The sequence below is a fragment of the Kitasatospora sp. NPDC008050 genome, from assembly GCF_042957465.1.
GTDB lineage: Bacteria > Actinomycetota > Actinomycetes > Streptomycetales > Streptomycetaceae > Kitasatospora.
This window is the reverse complement of record NZ_JBIBIJ010000001.1, coordinates 768,218-788,664: the sequence shown is the minus strand read 5'-3', so window position 1 is coordinate 788,664 and position 20,447 is coordinate 768,218. Positions and strand designations below refer to the sequence as shown.

The 20,447-nt window shown below is 72.3% G+C and carries 15 protein-coding genes and 1 pseudogene; 12 read left to right on the top strand and 4 right to left on the bottom strand.

The genetic code is table 11. The features are described from left to right. The first annotated feature begins 86 nt into the window (after window positions 1–86). Together ACFZB9_RS03410 and ACFZB9_RS03405 are read left to right on the top strand one after the other, a co-directional pair. The gene (locus ACFZB9_RS03410) at window positions 87–2,240 is read left to right on the top strand and encodes an APC family permease (RefSeq protein ID WP_391443289.1); all 2,154 of its coding nucleotides are present in this window, start codon (window positions 87–89) and stop codon (window positions 2,238–2,240) included. Window positions 2,241–2,656: 416 nt separating this feature from the next. Beyond that, a complete protein-coding gene (locus ACFZB9_RS03405) occupies window positions 2,657–3,982 on the top strand; it encodes a class I SAM-dependent RNA methyltransferase (protein WP_391443329.1) in 1,326 nt (441 codons plus the stop codon). A gap of 60 nt (window positions 3,983–4,042) precedes the next feature. On the opposite strand, the gene ACFZB9_RS03400 is transcribed toward ACFZB9_RS03405, so the two are convergent. Next, window positions 4,043–4,627: an HdeD family acid-resistance protein gene (locus ACFZB9_RS03400; protein WP_391443288.1), complete on the bottom strand. Its 585-nt coding sequence runs from the start codon at window positions 4,625–4,627 to the stop codon at window positions 4,043–4,045. Window positions 4,628–4,738: 111 nt separating this feature from the next. Here ACFZB9_RS03400 and ACFZB9_RS03395 point away from each other — a divergent pair, with 111 nt between their 5' ends. From ACFZB9_RS03395 to ACFZB9_RS03370, 6 genes and pseudogenes are all read left to right on the top strand, one after another. Then, a complete protein-coding gene (locus tag ACFZB9_RS03395) occupies window positions 4,739–4,984 on the top strand; it encodes a toxin-antitoxin system HicB family antitoxin (RefSeq protein WP_391443287.1) in 246 nt (81 codons plus the stop codon). Next, window positions 4,981–5,406 carry a fic family toxin-antitoxin system, toxin component gene (locus ACFZB9_RS03390; RefSeq protein ID WP_391443285.1) on the top strand — a complete coding sequence of 142 codons (426 nt, stop codon included), beginning with the start codon at window positions 4,981–4,983 and terminating at the stop codon, window positions 5,404–5,406. The genes ACFZB9_RS03395 and ACFZB9_RS03390 overlap by 4 nt, the downstream gene beginning before the upstream one ends. Before the next feature lie 38 nt (window positions 5,407–5,444). Continuing rightward, the gene (locus tag ACFZB9_RS03385) at window positions 5,445–6,350 is read left to right on the top strand and encodes a putative RNA methyltransferase (protein ID WP_391443284.1); all 906 of its coding nucleotides are present in this window, start codon (window positions 5,445–5,447) and stop codon (window positions 6,348–6,350) included. 156 nt (window positions 6,351–6,506) lie between these two features. Continuing rightward, window positions 6,507–7,880, top strand: a complete 1,374-nt coding sequence (locus tag ACFZB9_RS03380; protein WP_391443282.1) for an AAA family ATPase — start codon at window positions 6,507–6,509, stop codon at window positions 7,878–7,880. Then, window positions 7,877–8,233, top strand: coding sequence for a nucleotide pyrophosphohydrolase (locus tag ACFZB9_RS03375; protein WP_391443281.1), 357 nt, complete (start codon window positions 7,877–7,879; stop codon window positions 8,231–8,233). The genes ACFZB9_RS03380 and ACFZB9_RS03375 overlap by 4 nt, the downstream gene beginning before the upstream one ends. Before the next feature lie 121 nt (window positions 8,234–8,354). Then, window positions 8,355–8,894, top strand: a pseudogene (locus ACFZB9_RS03370) (DUF6099 family protein); the annotation flags it as partial. A 371-nt stretch (window positions 8,895–9,265) separates the two neighbouring features. Here the strand turns inward: ACFZB9_RS03370 and ACFZB9_RS03365 are convergent. Then, window positions 9,266–9,502 carry a hypothetical protein gene (locus ACFZB9_RS03365; RefSeq protein ID WP_391443279.1) on the bottom strand — a complete coding sequence of 79 codons (237 nt, stop codon included), beginning with the start codon at window positions 9,500–9,502 and terminating at the stop codon, window positions 9,266–9,268. Window positions 9,503–9,935: 433 nt separating this feature from the next. Further along, window positions 9,936–10,928: a 2,3,4,5-tetrahydropyridine-2,6-dicarboxylate N-succinyltransferase gene (gene dapD, locus ACFZB9_RS03360; RefSeq protein ID WP_391443278.1), complete on the bottom strand. Its 993-nt coding sequence runs from the start codon at window positions 10,926–10,928 to the stop codon at window positions 9,936–9,938. Between the two features lie 181 nt (window positions 10,929–11,109). On the opposite strand from dapD, the gene ACFZB9_RS03355 reads away from it, so the two are divergent. From ACFZB9_RS03355 to argF, 3 genes are all read left to right on the top strand, one after another. Next, on the top strand, window positions 11,110–12,747 hold the full coding sequence (locus ACFZB9_RS03355; protein ID WP_391443276.1) for a 3' terminal RNA ribose 2'-O-methyltransferase Hen1: 1,638 nt from the start codon (window positions 11,110–11,112) through the stop codon (window positions 12,745–12,747). Beyond that, the gene (locus ACFZB9_RS03350) at window positions 12,744–15,398 is read left to right on the top strand and encodes a polynucleotide kinase-phosphatase (RefSeq protein WP_391443275.1); all 2,655 of its coding nucleotides are present in this window, start codon (window positions 12,744–12,746) and stop codon (window positions 15,396–15,398) included. The genes ACFZB9_RS03355 and ACFZB9_RS03350 overlap by 4 nt, the downstream gene beginning before the upstream one ends. Before the next feature lie 146 nt (window positions 15,399–15,544). Then, the gene (argF, locus tag ACFZB9_RS03345) at window positions 15,545–16,546 is read left to right on the top strand and encodes an ornithine carbamoyltransferase (RefSeq protein ID WP_391443273.1); all 1,002 of its coding nucleotides are present in this window, start codon (window positions 15,545–15,547) and stop codon (window positions 16,544–16,546) included. Between the two features lie 79 nt (window positions 16,547–16,625). Here argF and ACFZB9_RS03340 read toward each other — a convergent pair whose 3' ends face one another. After that, entirely contained in the window at window positions 16,626–17,054 is a 429-nt protein-coding gene (locus ACFZB9_RS03340) for a type II toxin-antitoxin system VapC family toxin (protein ID WP_391443272.1), read from the bottom strand. A gap of 272 nt (window positions 17,055–17,326) precedes the next feature. Between ACFZB9_RS03340 and acnA the strand changes: the two genes are divergently transcribed. Beyond that, window positions 17,327–19,987, top strand: a complete 2,661-nt coding sequence (gene acnA, locus ACFZB9_RS03335) for an aconitate hydratase AcnA (protein WP_391443271.1) — start codon at window positions 17,327–17,329, stop codon at window positions 19,985–19,987. Window positions 19,988–20,447 lie beyond the last annotated feature (460 nt).

Here is a 20,447-nt window from a genome sequence, read left to right as displayed (position 1 = left end):
ACACGCTATCCGGTTCATCAGACAAGGTCGCGGCGGGCGTGAGGTGAGCTGTGCCGGCGACGAATGAGCCCTTACGATTTCTTAACGTGCCCAGTCTGACCGAGGTCCCCAAGCGCATTCTGATCGGCCGCGCACTGCGCAGCGACAAGCTCGGCGAGACGTTGCTGACCAAGCGCATCGCACTGCCGGTGTTCGCCTCGGACGCGCTCTCCTCGGTCGCCTACGCGCCCGAGGAGATCCTGCTCACCCTCTCCCTGGCGGGCGTTTCGGCGATCCGCTTCTCCTGGCAGATCGGCCTGGTGGTGGCCATGGTGATGCTCGCCGTGGTCGCCTCCTACCGGCAGAACGTGCACGCCTACCCGAGCGGCGGCGGCGACTACGAGGTCGCCACCGTCAACCACGGCCAGAGCGCCGGGCTGGTGGTGGCGAGCGCGCTGATGGTCGACTACGTGCTGACCGTGGCCGTCTCCACCACCTCGGGCGTGGCGAACGTGGTCTCCGCGGTGCCCGCCCTGCGCGGCCACGAGCTGCTGCTGAGCGTCACCCTGGTGCTGCTGCTGATGGCGATGAACCTGCGCGGCGTGCGGGAGTCCGGCACCGCCTTCGCCGTCCCCACCTACGCCTTCATGGCCGGTGTGCTCGGCATGGTGGTCTACGGGGTGGTGCGCCACCTGGTCCTCGGCGCCACCATGCACGCCGAGAGTGCCGGTTTCCAGCTGCAGCCGACCCCGGGCAACGAGGCGGTGACCGGCTTCGCGCTGGTCTTCCTGCTGCTGCGCGCCTTCTCCTCGGGATGCGCCGCGCTCACCGGGGTCGAGGCGATCAGCAACGGCGTGCCGGCCTTCCGGGCGCCCAAGAGCAGGAACGCCGCCACCACCCTGCTGCTGATGGCCGTCGTCGCCGTCACCATGTTCATGGGGATCATCTACCTGGCTCATCTGACCGGTACCCAGATGGCCGAGGACCCGGCCCGCCAACTGCTCGGCGCCCCCGCCGGCTACCACCAGAAGACGGCGCTGGCGCAGATCTCCGAAGCGGTCTTCGCCAACTTCACCCCGGGCTTCTACCTGATCGCCGCCGTCACCGGCCTGATCCTGGTGCTGGCCGCGAACACCGCCTTCAACGGGTTCCCGGTGCTCGGCTCGATCCTGGCCCAGGACCGCTACCTGCCGCGCCAACTGCACACCAGGGGCGACCGGCTGGCCTTCTCCAACGGCATCATCCTGCTGGCCGCCGTCGCCATCGTCTTCATCGCGGCCTTCGGTGCCGACCCCAACCGGCTGATCCAGCTGTACATAGTCGGAGTCTTCGTCTCCTTCAACATGAGCCAGTCCGGCATGATCCGGCACTGGACCCGGCTGCTGCGCACCGAGACCGACCCCAGGGCCCGGCGCCGGATGCTCCGCTCGCGCGCGATCAACGCCTTCGGCCTGGTGATGACCGCGGCCGTGCTGCTGGTGGTGCTGGTCACCAAGATCGGCCACGCCTGGATCGCGATCGCCACCATGGCGGTGCTCTTCGTGCTGATGAAGGCGATCCGGCGGCACTACGACCGGGTGGCCGAGGAGCTGACCCCCGGCCCGCAGGCCGAGGCCGCCACGCTGCCGACCCGGATCCACGCCATCGTGCTGGTCTCCCGGCTGCACAACCCGGCGCTGCGGGCGCTGGCCTACGCCGGGCTGACCCAGCCCGACGCGCTGGAGGCGGTCACCGTCGACGTGGACCCGGCCGACACCCGGGCGCTGCGCGAGGAGTGGCTGGCCCGCGAGGTGGACGTACCGCTGCGGGTGCTGGAGTCGCCCTACCGGGACATCACCGGTCCGGTGCTGGCGTACGTGAAGAGCCTGCGCCAGGCCACCCCGGGCGCGGTGGTCAGCGTCCACATCCCCGAGTACGTGGTCGGTCACTGGTACGAGCACCTGCTGCACAACCAGAGCGCGCTGCGGCTCAAGGGGCGGCTGCTCTTCCGGCCCGGGGTGATGGTGACCTCGGTGCCCTGGCAGCTGGAGTCCGCCGAGCGGCGCCGGGCACCGCGCAGCTGGTCCGCACCCGGGGACGTCCGGCGCGGCGAACCGCGGCGGCGCACGGTACCGTCGGGTTCCGTCGAGAACCCCGGTCCGGTCCAGGACCGCGGTGCCGACGCACCCGCTTCATCTGTCGCAGTCGAGGACTCCGGTTCGGTCCGGTTCCCCGGTGCGGCCCAGAATTCCGCCGAACCCAGCAAGGACACCGCTTCGTGAGTCGCAACAACCCGCCCCGCTCCTCGGGCAAGTCTGGCAAGTCGGGCAAGGCCGGTAAGGCTGGGCAGCCCGGCAAGGTCGGCCAGGTCGCCCGGCCGCGCTGGGGGGCCAAGGCGGCGCGCCCGGCCGCCACCGACCGTGAGGGCTACACGGCTCAGACCGCGCCGCTGGCCCCGGGCGAGCCGCCGCGCGAGCCGCGCGACGGGCAGGCCGGCGGCCGGCCGAGTCCGGCGCCGGTCGGCCAGGTGCGGACCGGGGCGGTGAAGGCCTCGGGCGGCGGGGCGGCGAAGAAGGCTGCCGGGGCGGCCAAGAAGGGCGGCGCCAGGGAGGGTGGCGCCAAGGAGGGTGGCGCCAAGGAGGCGCGCGCCCCCCGCGCGCAGCGGCCGTCGCGCACCGCTCGGACCGCCGCGCCGCGGGTGCCCAAGGGCCCGGGCGGCGACCCGCTGGTCGGCGAGCGCTACGAGGTCGAGATCGGCGCGGTCGCGCACGGTGGCGGACACTGCGTGGCCCGGCACGAGGGCCGGGTGCTCTTCGTGCGGCACGCGCTGCCCGGCGAGCGGGCGATCGTCGAGGTCACCGAGGGCACCACCAAGTCGCGTTTCCTGCGCGCCGACGCCGTGGAGATCCTGCAGCCCGCCAAGGACCGGATCGAGGCGCCCTGCCCGTTCTCCGGCCCCGGCCGCTGCGGTGGCTGCGACTGGCAGCACGTCAGCCCGGGCGGCCAGCGCAAGCTCAAGGTCCAGGTGCTCACCGAGCAGCTGGCCAAGCTGGCCGGCCTCACCCCGGCGCAGGCGGGCTGGGACGGCACCGTGGAGCCGGTGGGCGGCAAGCTGCAGGCCGGCGAGGTGCCCGCCTGGCGGACCCGGGTGCAGTACACGGTGGACGGCGAGAGCGGCCAGGTCGGGCTGCGCAAGCACCGCTCGCACGAGGTCCAGCTGATCGACCGCTGCCTGATCGCCGCACCCGGCGTGACCGAGCTGGGCATCGAGGCCCGGGACTGGACCGGCCTCGCCGCGGTGGAGGCGATCGCTGCCACCGGCTCCTCGGACCGCCAGCTGATCCTGCGTCCGCTGCCGGGCGAGCAGCTGCCGCTCGTCGAGCTCGACAAGCCGGTCTCGATCTCCCGGATCGACGAGCAGGAGCTGCTGCACCGGGTGCACGGGCGCAACTTCGTGCGCGAGCGGGCGGCCGGGCGGACCTGGCGGGTGACCAACGGCGGCTTCTGGCAGATCCACCCCGAGGCCCCGGACACCCTGGTCGAGGCGGTGCTGACCGGCCTCGACCCGCAGTGGGGCGAGAACGCGCTGGACCTGTACTGCGGCGTCGGGCTCTTCGCGGGCGCGCTGGCCGACCGGGTCGGTGAGGACGGTGCGGTGCTCGGTATCGAGTCCTCGAAGCAGGCGGTGCAGGACGCCCGGCACAACCTGGCCGAGCTGGAGAACGTGCAGATCGAGTGCGACAAGGTGGAGACCCTGCTGCCGCGCACCGGGATCACCACCACCGACCTGATCGTGCTCGACCCGCCGCGGGCCGGTGCGGGGCGCGAGACCGTACAGCACCTGGCCGGCCTGGAGGCCCGCCGGATCGCCTACGTGGCCTGCGACCCGGCCGCCCTCGCGCGCGACCTGGCCTTCTTCGCCGAGGGCGGCTACCGCCCGGTCTCGCTGCGCGCGTTCGACCTGTTCCCGATGACGCACCACTTCGAGTGCGTGGCGATCCTGGAGCCGGTGGCCGGGGAATGAGCTGAGCGCGGGGCCCGTCCGGCGGATTCCGGTTCCGCCGGACGGGCCTCGCCGCCCCGGTCAGCTGTCGCTGACCCGCTTGGCCAGGTGGCGCATCCGCAGCGCGGTGGCGATCTCCACCAGCCCGACCGCCAGCAGCCAGCAGCCGGCGACCACGGTCAGCACCGTGACCGAGCGGATCGGCCAGCTGACCAGCACGATCCCGGCCAGCGCGTTGATCGCGCCCAGCAGGATCAGCCAGCCGCGGGCGGGCGTACCGGGGTCCGAGGCCGCCGCCATGATCTGGGTGATCCCGCGGAACAGCCAGCCGATGCCGATCCACAGGCCCAGCAGCAGGATCGACTCCAGCGTGCCGCGGAAGCAGAACAGGCCCAGCACGATCGACAGCGCGCCGCTGATGAAGGCCATCACCCGCAGCGCCGTCGCGGTGTGCGTACCGAAGGCGGCGGCGAGCTGAACCAGCCCGCTGACCAGCAGGAACAGCCCGAAGAGCACGCCGACGACAACCAGCGTCGCGTGCGGCCAGGCCAGCACCAGCACACCGAGCACCGCGGCCGCGAGCCCCGCCAGCAGCAGCGCCTGCCAGGCGGCCCGCGCCAGCTGCCGCAGCGGGCCGGGGAGGGGTTCGTTCGGAAAGAGAGTCATACCCTCCACCGTCCGAGCAGAACGGGCCGCTCGCGACTCGGGCCGGGGGCGCACGAGGTGGCCCGGTTCGCGCCCTTGTCGAGCTAGCACAACAGCGCTAGCTTCGAGGGCATGGGTAAGAAGCAGCTCAACGTGCGGGTGGACGCCACCACCGCCGAGATGGCCCGGGAACGGGCGGAGCAGCAGGGGATCAGCATGAACCAGTACATCGAGCGACTCGTCCAGCAGGACATGGGCGAGGCCGGACTGACGTTCGTGGACGCGGCGGCCCAGTTCATGAAGGAGTTCGAGCACGAGTTCCTCGCCGAGTTCGGCGAGCGCACTGCGGCCGACGAGCGGTCCGGCGGCCGTCGTTGAAGCTGGAGGTCGACCTGTCCTGGCTGCTCATGACCGCTGAGCAGTACACCCCCGGGGACCCACAGGTGACCGACTACGGCTCGCTGCTGGCGGCCGTCGCGCGGCACCAGGCGGAGATCTTCGACATCGCCGTCTACCCCGAGCCGCAGGACCGGGCCGCCGCGCTGATGCACCAGCTGATCCGGGTGCCGGCCTTGGAGCGCACCAACGAACTGTTCGCCACCGCGGTCGCCTACGCCTATCTGGTGGCCAGCGGCTGCCATGTCGCCACCACCGCCCGGGAGGTGCGCAGCCTGGCCAGGGCGATCCGCGAGGGCAGGCTGGGCGTCGACGGGGTAGCCGAGCGGCTGGGCGGCTGGGTGGTCGACGAGGCGACGGGCGAAGGGGTGCCGGGCGAGGACGGCGACGACGACACGGAGTGACGCAGGAGCGGTCGGGGGCGGGGGTCTAAGGTAGGTCGGTGCTCCGGGACATCGAGCGGTACCTGACCTGCCCCCACTGCGCCCTCGGCCTCGCGTTCGACGAGGCCGGGCGCACCCTGCGCTGCGCCGGCGGCCACGCCTTCGACGTCGCCAAGCAGGGCTACGTCAGTCTGCTGCCCGGCGACGCGCACACCGGCACCGGGGACACCACCGAGATGGTCGCCGCCCGCGCCGACTTCCTCGCCGACGGGCACTACCAGCCGATCGCGCGGGCATTGGCCGCCGCAGCCGCAGCCGCAGCCGCAGCCGCAGCCGCAGCCGCAGCCGCAGCCGCAGCCGCCGCCGCGGCCGCCGCCGCGGACGGGTCGGGCCGTCTGGTGGTGGACCTGGGCGCGGGCACCGGCTACTACCTGGCCCAGGTGCTCGACGCGCTGCCCGGCGCCGCCGGTGCGGCGCTGGACATCTCCAAGTTCGCCCTGCGCCGCGCGGCCAAGGCGCACCCCAGGGCCGGTGCCGTGGTCTGCGACGCGTGGCGCCCGCTGCCGCTGGCCGACGGCTGCGCCGACCTGGTGCTCAACGTCTTCGCGCCCCGCAACGGCGCCGAGATCCACCGGGTGCTGCGCCCGGGCGGCAGCCTGCTGCTGGTCTCGCCCACCTCGCGCCATCTGCGGGAGCTGGTGGAGACGCTGAGCCTGCTCTCGGTCGACGAGGAGAAGGACCGGCGGATCGACCGGAAGCTCAGCCCCTGGCTGGTCCCGGTGGCGAGCGAGGTGGTGGAGTTCGAGCTGCGCCTGGGGCACGCGGCCGCGGCGGCCGTGGTCGGCATGGGGCCCAACGCCTGGCACACCGATCCGGAGCGCCTGGCCGGGATGCTCGCGCGGCTGCCCGAGCCGGTGCCGGTGACCGGTTCGGTCCGGGTCGCGCGGTACCGGCGGGCCGGCTGATCCTGAGGACTCCGGAGCCGGCAGGTGCTGACGTGACATCGGGCGTCGGCTCCGTCGACTTCTGTATCCGAGGCGGCTCCCCGATGGGATGAATCGGCGCGCGCAGGCACGTTTCTTCGGCCCATGTACTGACGTGCCGTCAGTAGGGTCGGCTCGGTGACCAGCGAAGTCGTTCAGCGCCTTGCCGCCACCGCGCCCGCCACCCCGCCCGCCACCCCGCCAGCCGCTCCCGCCGCCGATGCGGCGGCCAGAGCCAGGCCGGAGCCCCGCCCGGCGCTGCGGCCCACCGTTGAGGAACTGCGTCTCACCTCCTTCAAGTCCTACCGCCGCGCCACCCTCCCGCTCTCCTCGCTCACCGTGCTGCACGGCCCCTCGGGGGTCGGCAAGTCGAACGCGCTGGATGCCCTCGCGGTGCTCTCCCGGCTGGCACTGGGCGAGGAGATCGGGCCCTCGCTGGACGGGACGGGCGGTTCGAGCGGTCCGCTCGCCGCCCCCATCCGCGGCGGGCTGCTGGGCTGCGTCCCGCACGGGCGCAACGCGATCATCCTCGGCTGCACCGTCCGCTCCTGTGCCGGACCGATCCGCCTGGAACTGGTCATCCGCACCGACGGGCGGGTCCGGGTGGCTCGCGAGTGGCTGGCCTGCGACGGCCGGACCCTGGTGGAGACCGGTGAGCAGGACGTGGCCGGTGGCCGGGTCAACGTCAGCTGGCACAACGACACCCGGCAGGGGGACATCCGGGCGCCGTTCCCCAGCGGCAGCCTGATCACCGCCCAGCTCCCGCTCCGGGTGGCCGGCTCCTCCGCGGGCGAGCGCAAGGTGCTGACCGCCGCCGAGCAGCTGCTCACCGCCCTGCGCGAGGTCTTCCCGGTGCACCCGGTCCCGGCGCTGATGCGCGGCTGGATCCGGCCCGATCCGCAGGCCAGGCTGCTGCCGAACGCCGCCAACCTGTCCGCGGTGCTGGCCCGGCTGCAGGGCGAGTGCCCCCGCCGGTACGGCCGGCTGCTGAAGGCGGTGCAGGCCGCGGCCCCGCACCCGCTGCTCGGGCTGGACGTGGCGCGGCGCGGCACCCAGGCGCAGGAACGACTGCTCGCGGTCTTCGACGAGGGCGTGCTCGGGCGCACCGGCGCGGACCAGGCCTCGGACGGCATGCTGCGGGTGCTCGCCTTCGCGGCCGTGCTGCTCACCGGGGCCGGCGTGCTGGACCTCGACGCGGCCATCGAGGTGCCCTGGGCCAGACGGCAGTTGGCGGTGCTCGCCGAGGACCTGGGCGCCGGCCTCGGGACCGAGCAGACGGCGTCCCTGCTGCGGCTGGCCCGGGAGATGTGCGGCAAGGAGCACCTCAGGATGCTGGCGGCGCTGCAGGACCCGGCGGCGGCCCACCTGGTGGACGGGATCGAGCTGGTGGAGTGCCGGCGCGATCCGACCAGCGGTCACAGCGTGCTGCGCTCGCCGGCGCACCGGGTGCCGCCCCAGCCCGGGGGCGAGGCGGCGCCGGGGGCCGAGGATGCGGTAGACCTGGACCAGTGACCGCACCTCAAGATCCGCAGCAGCCCGCTCCCACGCTCGTCGAACTCACCGGACGCCTGGCGGGGTTCGCCGCCGCGCGCCGCTGGCAGCCGTTCCACACACCGAAGAACCTGGCGGCGGCGCTCAGCGTGGAGGCGGGGGAGCTCCTGGAGATCTTCCAGTGGCTCACTCCCGAGCAGGCCGCCGTCGTGATGGACGACCCGAAGAGCGCGCACCGGGTGCGGGACGAGGTGGCCGATGTGCTCGCCTACCTGCTGCAGTTCTGCACGGCTGTCGGGGTGGACCCGCTGGCGGCGCTGGACGCCAAGATCGACCGCAACGAGCTGCGGTTCCCGGCGGCGCCCGACGAGTGAGCCGGGCCGTCCGGCGGCATCACCGGTGCGCGCGTGGCCGGTTGGCCCGACTGTGGCTCCGCTGATCCGATGATCATGTCGCGCGGTTGTCCACAGCCCCCGGGTTGTCCACAGCTTTGCGATGGTCGGCCGCGCGGGCTCGGTTTCGGCGACACCCTCGACTCCTGACGGGCCGTTCAGCGGAACGGCCCGAGGCCCACACCGGAGTGAAGGGCAGGCCGCCGCCATGGACGCACTGCGCTTGATCAAGACCACCCGCCGCGCGCTCGCCGAGGCCCGCACCGTGCCCGACGTGCTGTCCGAGGCCTGGCAGACGGTGGCGCTCACCCAGGCGCTGGCCGAGCGGATCTGCGGTCATCCGGTGGACGAGGTGGCCACCGCTGCCCGATTGCTCGCCCACGCCGGCGGCCATGCCGTCGGGCTGCTGGCGGCCGCGGCCGACCCGCCCAAGCCGGGGGATCAGGCCTTGGCCGGTCGGGCCGACCGGCTCAGCCGGGTCGGTGAACTCGGGCCGCTGCTGGAGCAGTTGCGGCTGCTGCTCGCGGAGTCCGCCGAGGCGCTGATCGCCATCGCCGGGTCCAGCGACTCGGTGGCGCAGGGGGCCTACTGGCTGGCGATCGACGGGCTCGACGCCAGCGCCGAATGCCGCTGCCTGGTCATCGAGCTGCTCCGGGTGCTGCGCCGACTCGCCCGTGAGGAGGGCCGGGCGGCCGACGGTGAGCCGGCTGGTGAGCCCGGTGGCGATCTGCGCGGCGCCGGTCCGGGTGCGGATCCACCGCGGGGTTCGGTCGGCACGCCGCCGGGGCGGCCGCCGGGCAGGGTGCTGCGGCGGGTGCCGATGGGTGTGCCGAGCGGCCGGGCCGACGGGCCGCCGACCGGGGAGACCGCGGCGGAGGAGGAACCGCTCGCGGGCGGAGCGGTCGCGGGTGAGGCCGATGGCGATCCCGGTGGTGACGACCTGGGCGACGATGAGCCCCGGCTGGTGATCACGCTGGCTCCGCCACTGGATCGTCCGGCGCCGCCCGCAGTGGGCTACCGGTCGCCGACCCGCAGGTCGCAGGCGGCCTCGGCCGAACCCGGGCGGTCCGCGGCGAGGGCACCGGAGGGCTCCAGGCCGGTCCCGAAGTCCGCGCTCTGCGCACCCCGGGCGGAGCCGAGGGCCGGGCCGGGAGCCACGCCCGGACCGGCGAGGTCGGCCAGGTCGGCGTTGACCGAGGCGAGGAGTTCCTGGAGCTGGTCCAGCAGGCTCTTGACAGGAGCGGCGGGCACGGCGGGGTGCTGCGTTGGTGACGGGGGTTCCCCCGGCCGAAGGCTGGGGGAGGGCGCCTCGTACCTGGGCTCGGACATGAGGGGACCCTCCGGCTCGGGAGTGCGATCTGATGCGTCGGGCGGCCACGACCGTGCGACCGGGCTCCGCGGGGGCGTGTCACCCCGTCAGCTCAACGACGGCCCGGCGGGGTGGGTCACCGCCGACCACCCGATGCGGTCCACCTCCGGCCATGGGTCAGTCTCCCGAGTGATCCGGGCTTGCCCCGTCCCGGTCCCCTCGACTATGCCCCGGGCCGACGCCGGCCGCCTCGGCCCGGTGTTCCCGGCCCCCGCCCGCCTTGGCCCCGCGCTCTCGCTGCCCGACCCGTCGACGCGGCGGCCCCGGGCGTGCCGGGTGGCACGGCCGGGGCCGCGGACCTCATCTGCTGGGAGGTCAGTTGTGCGCGTGAAGATCGGCGTTCAGGCCGCCCCACGAACCGGAGCGGGCGATCACCTCGACGGCGCCGGACTGCGAGTTGCGGCGGAACAGCAGATTGTCCTGGCCGGAGAGCTCGACCGCCTTGGCGACCGTGCCGTTCGGGGTGGTGACCCGGGTGCCGGCGGTGACGTACAGGCCGGCCTCGACCACGCAGTCGTTGCCCAGCGAGATGCCGATGCCCGCGTTGGCACCGAGCAGGCAGCGTTCGCCCACCGAGACGACCTGCTTGCCACCGCCCGAGAGGGTGCCCATGATCGAGGCACCGCCGCCGATGTCGCTGTGGTCACCGACCACGACGCCGGCGCTGATCCGGCCCTCGACCATCGAGGTGCCGAGGGTCCCGCCGTTGAAGTTCACGAAGCCCTCGTGCATCACCGTGGTGCCGGAGGCGAGGTGGGCGCCCAGCCGGACGCGGTCGGCGTGCGCGATCCGCACGCCGGTCGGGGCGACGTAGTCGGTCATCCGGGGGAACTTGTCGATCCCGTAGACGGCCAGCGCACCGCCTTCGGCGCGGACCGCGAGCCGGGCCCGCTCGACCGCGTCCACCGGCACCGGGCCGATGCTCGTCCAGGCCACGTTCGCCAGCAGCCCGAAGATGCCGTCCAGGTTCTGCCCGTGCGGCTGGACAAGACGGTGGCTCAGCAGGTGCAGACGAAGGTAGACGTCGTGTGTGTCCAGCGGCTTCTCGTCGAGCGAGCCGATCGTGGTGCGCACGGCGACGACCTCGACCCCACGGCGGGCGTCGGTCCGCAGCGCGGCGCCGGCTCCCGCGCCGAGTTCGGCCTCGGCCTGCTCGGCCGTCAGTCGTTCGGTGCCCGACGGGCCGGGCTCGTCGGTCAGCGCGGGGGCGGGGAACCAGGTGTCCAGAACGGTGCCGTCGGCAGCGATGGTCGCCAGGCCGACCGCGGTGGCACCACGGAGGCGGGAGGGGGTCGTTTCAGCAGTCACACCGTGCACGGTAACCAATTCCGGCCGGCCCTGCCGAAACCGCCCATGCAGCGGACGGGTGCGGCGGCCCGCGGCAGAGCCCCCGGGGCGCGTCGGCCGGATCGGTGTGGCCTGCGGAATGGGCCGGTGCCAGCGCAAAACCATGTGCTCGGGGCCGTACGGAAGAGGAATACTCGAGCAGGTGTTCATCTCGATCTCCACCACAGGAACTGCCGGGCACCCGGCCACCGATCTGGGCTTTCTGCTGCACAAACACCCCGAGAAGGCACAGCGCTTCAGTACCTCCCATGGCGAGGCGCATGTCTTCTACCCCGAGGCGAGCGAGCAGCGGTGCACTGCGGCCCTCCTGCTGGATGTCGACCCGATCGCGCTGGTCCGGCGCAGCCGGGGCAGGGGGCGGGCCGGCTCTCCGGACTTCGCCCTCTCGCAGTACGTCAACGACCGCCCGTACGCGGCCTCTTCGCTGCTCGCGGTGGCTCTGCGCACGGTGTTCCGGACAGCGATGAAGGGCGTCTGCGAGCTGCGGCCCGGGCTGGCCGAGCGACCGCGGCCGCTGACCGTGCTGCTTGCGGCGGTGGCGGTGGGCGGCGGGGGAAGCCGACCGGACGAGGAGCTCCCGCTGGTCAACCGGCTCTTCGAGCCGCTCGGCTGGCAGGTCAAGGCTTCCGCGATCCCGCTGGACGAGGCCTTCCCCGCCTGGGGGGATTCGCGCTACCAGCGCCTGGAGCTGACCGGCACGCTGGTGCTGGCGGACGCACTGCAGCAGCTCTACGTGCTGCTGCCGGTGCTGGACGGCGCCAAGCACTACTGGGTGGCGCCCGACGAGGTCGACAAGCTGCTCGCCGCGGGCGACGGCTGGCTCGCGGACCACCCGGAGCGCGACCTGATCACCCGCCGCTACCTGCACCGGCGCTGGTCGCTGGCCACGGAGGCGCTGCGCCGTCTGGAGCTGGCCCGGCTGGCCGAGGCCGACGACCGCGAGGCCGAGGAACTGGACAACGCGGTGGTCCTGGCACCGGCCACGGCCGACGCTGCCGACGCGGCCGAGGACGCCGTAGCTGCCGAGGAGGTCGCCGAGGAGTCGAAGCCCGTCCCGCTGTCCCGGCAGCGCCGGGAGGCGATCACCGAGCTGCTGCGCCAGGAGGGCGCGGCTCGGGTGCTCGACCTCGGCTGCGGCCAGGGCGAGTTGGTCGGCGCGCTGCTCAAGGAGAAGCGGATCACCGAGATCCTCGGGGTCGACGTCTCCGTGACCGCGCTGGCGGCCGCCACCCGCAAGCTGCGGCTGGACCGGCTGCCGGAGCGTCAGGCCGCTCGGGTGCGCCTGGTCCAGGGCGCGTTGACCTACACCGACGCCCGGCTCAAGGGGTATGACGCCGCGGTGCTCAGCGAGGTCATCGAGCACCTGGATCTGCCCAGGCTCCCGGCGCTCGAACACGCGGTGTTCGGTGCGGCGCGCCCGGTGACCGTGATCGTCACCACGCCCAACGCCGAGTACAACGTCCGCTGGGAGACCCTCCCGGCGGGCCACCACCGGCACGCCGATCACCGCTTCGAGTGGGACCGCGCCGCGTTCCGCCGCTGGGCGGAGCGAGTGGCGGCGAACTACGGGTACACGGTGGAGGTCCGGCCGGTGGGCCCGGACGACCCGGAGGTGGGCCCGCCCACCCAGCTCGCCCTGTTCCGCCGCGGCACCGAACGCACCGAGCACACCGAGCACACCGAGCACACCGAACGCACCGAGCAGGCCGAACGCACCGAACGCACCGAGCAGGCCGGCACCAGCACGACCACGAACCCCGAGAGGAGCGCGAACCGATGACCGACGAGACGCAGCACACTCCTGACGGCGCCGCCAAGCCCCGGCGCCTGCCCGTCACCGACCTCTCCCTCGTCGTGTTGATCGGTACCAGCGGGTCGGGCAAGTCCACCTTCGCGCGTGAACACTTCGCGCCCACCCAGGTGATCTCCTCCGACTACTGCCGAGGCCTGGTCTCGGACGACGAGAACGACCAGTCCGCCTCCGCCGACGCTTTCGAGCTGCTGCACTTCATCGTCGGCAAGCGGCTGGCCGCCGGCCGCCTCACCGTGGTCGACGCGACCAACGTGCAGCCGGCCGCGCGCAAGCAGCTGGTCACGCTCGCCCGCGAGCACGACGTGCTGCCGATCGCGATCGTCCTGGACGTGCCGCCCGGCGTCTGCGCCGAGCGCAACCGCTCCCGTCCGGACCGCGACTTCGGCGGGCACGTCATCCCGCGTCAGCACCGCGAACTGCGCCGCTCGCTCAGCGGGCTGGAGCGCGAGGGATTCCGCAAGGTGCATCACCTGCGCGGGGTGGCCGAGGTGGCGGCCGCCGAGATCGTGCTGGAGAAGCGCTGGAACGACCTGCGCGAACGCACCGGCCCGTTCGACCTGGTCGGCGACATCCACGGCTGCCGCGCCGAGCTGGAGACCCTGCTCACCCGGCTCGGCTACCACCTCACCCGCGACGACCAGGGCCGTCCGGTCGACGCCGAGCACCCCGAGGGCCGTACGGCCGTCTTCGTCGGCGACCTGGTCGACCGCGGGCCCGACACCCCGGGCGTGCTGCGCCTGGTGATGGGCATGGTGGCGGCCGGCCACGCGCTCTGCGTGCCGGGCAACCACGAGAACAAGCTCGGCCGCGCGATGGCCGGGCGTCAGGTCACCGTCGCGCACGGCCTCCAGGAGTCGCTGGACCAGCTGGCCGCCGAGCCGGAGGAGTTCCGCGCCGAGGTCCGGGCCTTCATGCGCGACCTGGTCAGCCACTACCTGCTGGACGGTGGCCGGCTGGTGGTCTGCCACGCGGGTCTGCCGGAGAAGTACCACGGCCGCAACTCGGGGCGGGTCCGCTCGCACGCGCTGTACGGCGACACCACCGGTGAGACCGACGAGTTCGGCCTGCCGGTCCGCTACCCGTGGGCGGAGGAGTACCGGGGCAAGGCGCTGGTGGTCTACGGCCACACCCCCGTCCCGGTGGCGAGCTTCCTCAACAACACCATCTGCCTGGACACCGGCTGCGTCTTCGGCGGCAGCCTCACCGCGCTGCGCTACCCGGAGCGCGAGGTGGTCAGCGTCGCGGCCGAGCAGGAGTGGTACGCGCCGGTGCGGCCGATGCTCACCGACGCCCCGGGCGCCCGGGAGGGCCGCCCGCTGGACCTCGCCGATGTGGCGGGCCGCCGGGTGGTGGAGACCTCGCTGCACGGGCGGGTCTCGGTCCGCGAGGAGAACGCCGCCGCCGCGCTGGAGGTGATGAGCCGCTTCGCCCTCGACCCGCGCGTGCTCAGCTACCTGCCGCCCACCATGGCGCCGAGCGCCACCTCGCGCCGCGAGGGATACCTGGAGCACCCCGAGGAGGCCTTCTTCGCCTACCAGGCCGACGGCGTGCGCCAGGTGATCTGCGAGGAGAAGCACATGGGCTCGCGCGCCGTGCTGCTGGTGGCCCGCGATCCGCAGGCGCTGGAGAAGCGGTTCGGCCTGGCCGGGCCGGGTGCCATCTGGACCAGGACGGGGCGTGCCTTCCTCGGCGACGAACAGCTGGCCGAGGCGCTGCTGGACCGGGTACGGGCCGCCGCCGAGCGCTCCGGTCTCTTCGCCGAGCTGGCCACCGACTGGCTGCTGCTGGACGCCGAGCTGCTGCCCTGGTCGCTCAAGGCGGTCGAGCTGCTGCGCCGCCAGTACGCCGCGGTGGGTGCCGCGGCGCGTTCGGCGCTGCCCGAGGTACTGGCCGCGCTGGAGCGCACCAGCACCCGCGGCATCGACGGACTGGCCGAGCTGACCGAGCGTCATCGGCGTCGGGTGGCGGACGCGGAGGCGTTCAGCGCCGCCTACCGCCGCTACTGCTGGCCCACCGAGGGCCTCTCCGGGGTCCGGCTGGCGCCCTTCCAGGTGCTGGCCGCCGAGGGTGCCAATCTCGCGGTCCGGCCGCACGACGATCACCTCGCCTGGTTGGACCGCCTGGTCGCGGCGGACGAGCAGTGGGTGGACGGGCAGCAGGGGCAGGGCGGAGCGCAGAGCGGGCAGCGGCCCGAGCCGCTGCTGCGGGCCACCGGCCGCCTCCTGGTGGACACCGGGGACGAGGCCTCGATCGCCGCCGGCGTCGCCTGGTGGGAGGAGCTCACCGCCGCCGGCGGTGAGGGCATGGTGGTCAAGCCGCTCGCCTCCCTGGTGCGCACCGCGCCCGGCGAGGGGCGGCCCGGCGGTCTGGTGCAGCCGGGGCTGAAGGTCCGCGGCCGGGAGTACCTGCGGCTGATCTACGGTCCGGACTACACCGAGCACCTCGATGCGCTGCGCCAGCGGGCACTCGGCCACAAGCGCTCGCTCGCCCTGCGCGAGTACGCGCTGGGCCTGGAGGCGCTGGACCGGCTGGCCGGCGGCGAGCCGCTCTGGCGGGTGCACGAGCCGGTGTTCGCCGTCCTCGCACTGGAGTCGGAGCCGGTGGACCCGCGGCTGTAGCGGAAGGCCGGCCCGTCACCCTCCGGGCGGCGGGCCGGCGCGGTTCCGGGTGGTGCGACAGAACCGGCTGCATATAAATTCGAGTATTCGTATACTATTGCCAGGTCCCTCGTCTGTCACCCGTCCCGTCATCCCAGGAGCCCGGCATGGCCTTGAACCTCAGGAACCGGCACTTCCTCAAGGAACTCGACTTCACGGCCCAGGAGTTCCGCCTCCTGCTCGACCTCGCCGCCCAGCTCAAGGCCGCCAAGTACGCCGGCACCGAGCAGCCGCGCCTGCGCGGCAAGAACATCGCGCTGATCTTCGAGAAGACCTCGACCAGGACTCGCTGCGCCTTCGAGGTCGCCGCCGCCGACCAGGGTGCCGCCACCACCTATCTGGACCCGTCCGGTTCCCAGATCGGCCACAAGGAGTCGGTCAAGGACACCGCCCGGGTGCTGGGCCGGATGTTCGACGGCATCGAGTACCGGGGACACGGTCAGGCGATCGTCGAGGAGCTGGCCGAGTTCGCCGGAGTCCCGGTCTGGAACGGACTCACCGACGAGTGGCACCCCACCCAGATGCTGGCCGACCTGCTCACCATCCAGGAGCACACCGACAAGCCGCTGACCGAGGTGACGCTCGCCTACCTGGGCGACGCCCGGTACAACATGGGCAACTCCTTGCTGGTCACCGGCGCGCTGCTGGGTATGGACATCCGCATCGTCGCCCCCGAGGCGTACTGGCCGACCGAGGAGATCCGCGCGTCGGCCGAGCAGCTGGCGGCGGTGAGCGGCGCCCGGATCACCCTCACCGAGGACGTGTCGAGCGGCGTGGCCGGCGCCGACTTCCTCTACACGGACGTCTGGGTGTCGATGGGGGAGCCCAAGGAGGTCTGGGCCGAGCGGATCGAGCAGCTGCTGCCCTACCAGGTCTCGATGGACACCGTCCGGGCCACCGGCAACCCGCGGGTCAAGTTCCTGCACTGCCTGCCGGCCTTCCACGATCTGGGGACGGCGGTCGGCCGGCAGCTGTTCGAGAGCACCGGCCTGGCCGAGTTGGAGTGCACGGACGAGCTCTTCGAGTCGTCGCACTCGATCGTCTTCGACCAGGCGGAGAACCGCCTGCACACCATCAAGGCGGTGCTGGTCGCCACCCTGGGCAGCTGAGCCGCTCTCTGGTCCTGACCCCTCTCATGGCCCTGACCCCTCTCATGGCCCTGACCCCTTCTCATGGTCCCGACCCCTCCTACCCGTCGGCGGCAGGCTTCGCGGCCGCCGACGGTCTGATCCCCCGGATCTCGCAGCGCGGCCCGCTGGCCCGGCTCAGTCGCAGGTCGGCGGTGACCAGCGGTGCCCCGAGCAGCTCCGCGACCGCGACGTAGGCGGCGTCATCGGGGGTCAGGTTGTCCTTCAGCTCCCAGATCCGGCCCAGCAGCGGCGCCAGCTCCACCTTGCGGAACACGATCGCGGGCAGCTCGGCGGCCACCTCGGCGACCTGCGCGGCACTGTTCTCGCCGGCCAGGTAGCGGCCCCGGAGCGACTGCATCACCTCGATCAGCAGGTGCTCCGGCGCGGCCCACTGCGAGTCCGCCGCGAGCGCGGCCCGGGCCGCCGTGCCGCGCTCACCCTGGTCCGCCAGCGCGAGCACCAGGGCGGAGGCATCCACAACGATCATGGGGGCTACGGTAGCGGGTCGGGCGGCTCCCGATGCCTGCCCGAACCGCGCCGGTGGGCGCCGGAACGCGGACGCGCCAAGGGGGTGCCTGAGGGCGCTCCGTGTCCACCCATGCACTATGGTTTATCTCGACATCGAGATAACTCCGCACTATGATTTATCTTGACGTCAAGATAACTGCCGAGAGGCGATCCGGGCTTCAGCGCGTGGTCCACCCGAGCCCATGCAGCCGCAGGAAGCACCTAGCACGAAGCACCTAGAAGGAGTCAGTCGTGTCCGCGAACAGCTTCGACGCCCGCAGCTCGCTGCAGGTGGGCGACGAGTCGTACGAGATCTTCAAGCTCTCCGCCGTCGAGGGTTCCGAGCGGCTGCCGTACAGCCTCAAGGTGCTGCTGGAGAACCTGCTGCGCACCGAGGACGGCGCGAACATCACCGCCGACCACATCCGCGCCCTCGGCAACTGGGACCAGAGCGCCGAGCCGAGCGAGGAGATCCAGTTCACGCCGGCCCGCGTGATCATGCAGGACTTCACCGGCGTGCCCTGCGTCGTCGACCTCGCCACCATGCGTGAGGCCGTCAAGGAGCTGGGCGGCGACCCGGCCAAGATCAACCCGCTGGCCCCGGCCGAGCTGGTCATCGACCACTCGGTGATCGCCGACAAGTTCGGCACCAAGGACGCCTTCACCCAGAACGTCGAGATCGAGTACGGCCGCAACAAGGAGCGCTACCAGTTCCTGCGCTGGGGCCAGACCGCGTTCGACGAGTTCAAGGTCGTCCCGCCGGGCACCGGCATCGTGCACCAGGTGAACATCGAGCACCTGGCCCGCACCATCATGGTCCGTGGTGGCCAGGCCTACCCCGACACCTGTGTCGGCACCGACTCGCACACCACCATGGTCAACGGCCTGGGCGTGCTGGGCTGGGGCGTCGGCGGCATCGAGGCCGAGGCGGCCATGCTGGGCCAGCCGGTCTCCATGCTGATCCCGCGCGTGGTCGGCTTCAAGCTCAACGGCCAGCTGCCGGCCGGTGCCACCGCCACCGACCTGGTGCTCACCATCACCGAGATGCTGCGCAAGCACGGTGTGGTCGGCAAGTTCGTCGAGTTCTACGGCGCCGGCGTCACCGCGATCCCGCTGGCCAACCGCGCCACCATCGGCAACATGTCGCCGGAGTTCGGCTCGACCTGCGCGATCTTCCCGATCGACGCCGAGACCATCAACTACCTCAAGCTCACCGGCCGCGACGAGCAGCAGCTCGCCCTGGTCGAGGCCTACGCCAAGGCCCAGGGCCTGTGGCACGACCCGTCGCACGAGCCGGTCTACTCCGAGTACCTGGAGCTGGACCTGGCCACCATCGTGCCGTCGATCGCCGGCCCGAAGCGCCCGCAGGACCGCGTGATCCTGGCCGAGGCCGCCGCCAAGTTCGCCGAGGTGCTGCCGTCCTACGCGGCGCAGGCCTCCAAGCCCACCCCGGTGACCGCCCCGGACGGGACGAGCTACGAGCTGGACAACGGCGCGGTCGTGATCGCCTCGATCACCTCCTGCACCAACACCTCCAACCCCTCCGTCATGCTGGGCGCCGCCCTGCTGGCGAAGAAGGCCGTGGAGAAGGGCCTGCACGTCAAGCCCTGGGTCAAGACCACCCTGGCCCCCGGGTCCAAGGTCGTCATGGACTACTACGAGAAGGCCGGCCTGCTCCCGTACATGGAGAAGCTGGGCTTCAACCTGGTCGGCTACGGCTGTGTCACCTGCATCGGCAACTCGGGCCCGCTGCCCGAGGAGGTCTCGGCCGCCGTCAACGCCTCCGACCTCGCGGTGGTCTCGGTCCTCTCCGGCAACCGCAACTTCGAGGGCCGGATCAACCCGGACGTCAAGATGAACTACCTGGCCTCCCCGCCGCTGGTGGTCGCCTACGCCCTGGCCGGCAACATGAACGTCGACCTCACCCGCGACGCGCTCGGCAAGGACGCGGACGGCAACGACGTCTTCCTCGCCGACATCTGGCCGACCGAGCTGGAGATCGAGGAGACCGTCGCCCGCTCCATCGACCAGGACATGTTCGCCAAGGACTACGCGGACGTCTTCGCCGGTGACCACCGCTGGCAGTCGCTGTCGATCCCGACCGGCAACACCTTCGAGTGGGACACCGAGTCCACCTACGTCCGCAAGCCCCCGTACTTCGAGGGCATGGCCAAGACCCCGAGCCCGGTGAGCGACATCGCCGCGGCCCGCGTGCTGGCCAAGCTGGGCGACTCGGTCACCACCGACCACATCTCCCCGGCCGGCAACATCAAGGCCGGTACGCCCGCCGCCCAGTACCTCACCGAGCACGGTGTGGAGAAGCGCGACTTCAACTCGTACGGCTCGCGCCGTGGCAACCACGAGGTGATGATCCGCGGCACCTTCGCCAACATCCGCCTGCGCAACCAGATCGCGCCGGGCACCGAGGGCGGCTACACCCGCGACTTCACCCAGGCCGACGCGCCGGTGGCGTTCATCTACGACGCCGCGCAGAACTACCAGGCCGCCGGCACCCCGCTGGTCGTGCTGGCCGGCAAGGAGTACGGCTCCGGCTCGTCCCGCGACTGGGCCGCCAAGGGCACCGCGCTGCTCGGCGTCAAGGCCGTCATCGCCGAGTCCTACGAGCGCATCCACCGCTCGAACCTGATCGGCATGGGCGTGCTGCCGCTGCAGTTCCCGGCCGGCCAGAGCGCCGACAGCCTGGGCCTGACCGGCGAGGAGACCTTCTCCTTCACCGGCGTGACCGAGCTGAACGAGGGCCGCACCCCCAAGACCGTCAAGGTCAAGGCTGTCGCGGCGGCCGGGAACGCTGTCGAGTTCGACGCGGTCGTGCGCATCGACACCCCCGGCGAGGCGGACTACTACCGCAACGGCGGCATCCTGCAGTACGTGCTGCGCAGCCTGATCGGCTGACCGTAGCCGGTCGCACCTGAACGAAGGCCGCGCTCCTCCTCCGGAGGGGCGCGGCCTTCGTCGTTTCCGGGGGATCTGGTTCGAACCTGTTGACCGGCGGGAAGAAACGGCGGGAAGAAACGGGTGGCCGAGCGGATGAGCCCCTGCGGACGCCGCTGGAAGCGCGCGGGAACACCGAGCCGGATGCGCAAAGCTGCTCGTTTCTATGTTCAAACGAGCAAAACGACGCTAATGTCTTGATCCACGGTGCATCAGACGGCGCGTGGCGCAAATATGCAGGCTCCCTGAACATTGCACATGCTGCACCGCCGACAACGCTTTGAGTGCTGCGGGCCGTTACCAATGGGGAGACTATTGCCGCCGGGTGAACAGTGGACTATACCTTTGCGCATCGACAAAACCCCCTCCTGACCGGCACCTTCGCCGCGAGGCACGGTTAAGGCACGGTTGAGGGAACAAG

Bases quoted from the DNA above. Each gene is read 5' to 3' on its own strand.
- ACFZB9_RS03340 (WP_391443272.1), bottom strand. From the start codon at position 17,054: ATGATCGTTGTGGATGCCTCCGCCCTGGTGCTCGCGCTGGCGGACCAG.
- ACFZB9_RS03395 (WP_391443287.1), top strand. From the start codon at position 4,739: ATGGGTAAGAAGCAGCTCAACGTGCGGGTGGACGCCACCACCGCCGAG.
- argF (WP_391443273.1), top strand. From the start codon at position 15,545: ATGGCCTTGAACCTCAGGAACCGGCACTTCCTCAAGGAACTCGACTTC.
- ACFZB9_RS03400 (WP_391443288.1), bottom strand. From the start codon at position 4,627: ATGACTCTCTTTCCGAACGAACCCCTCCCCGGCCCGCTGCGGCAGCTG.
- ACFZB9_RS03350 (WP_391443275.1), top strand. From the start codon at position 12,744: ATGACCGACGAGACGCAGCACACTCCTGACGGCGCCGCCAAGCCCCGG.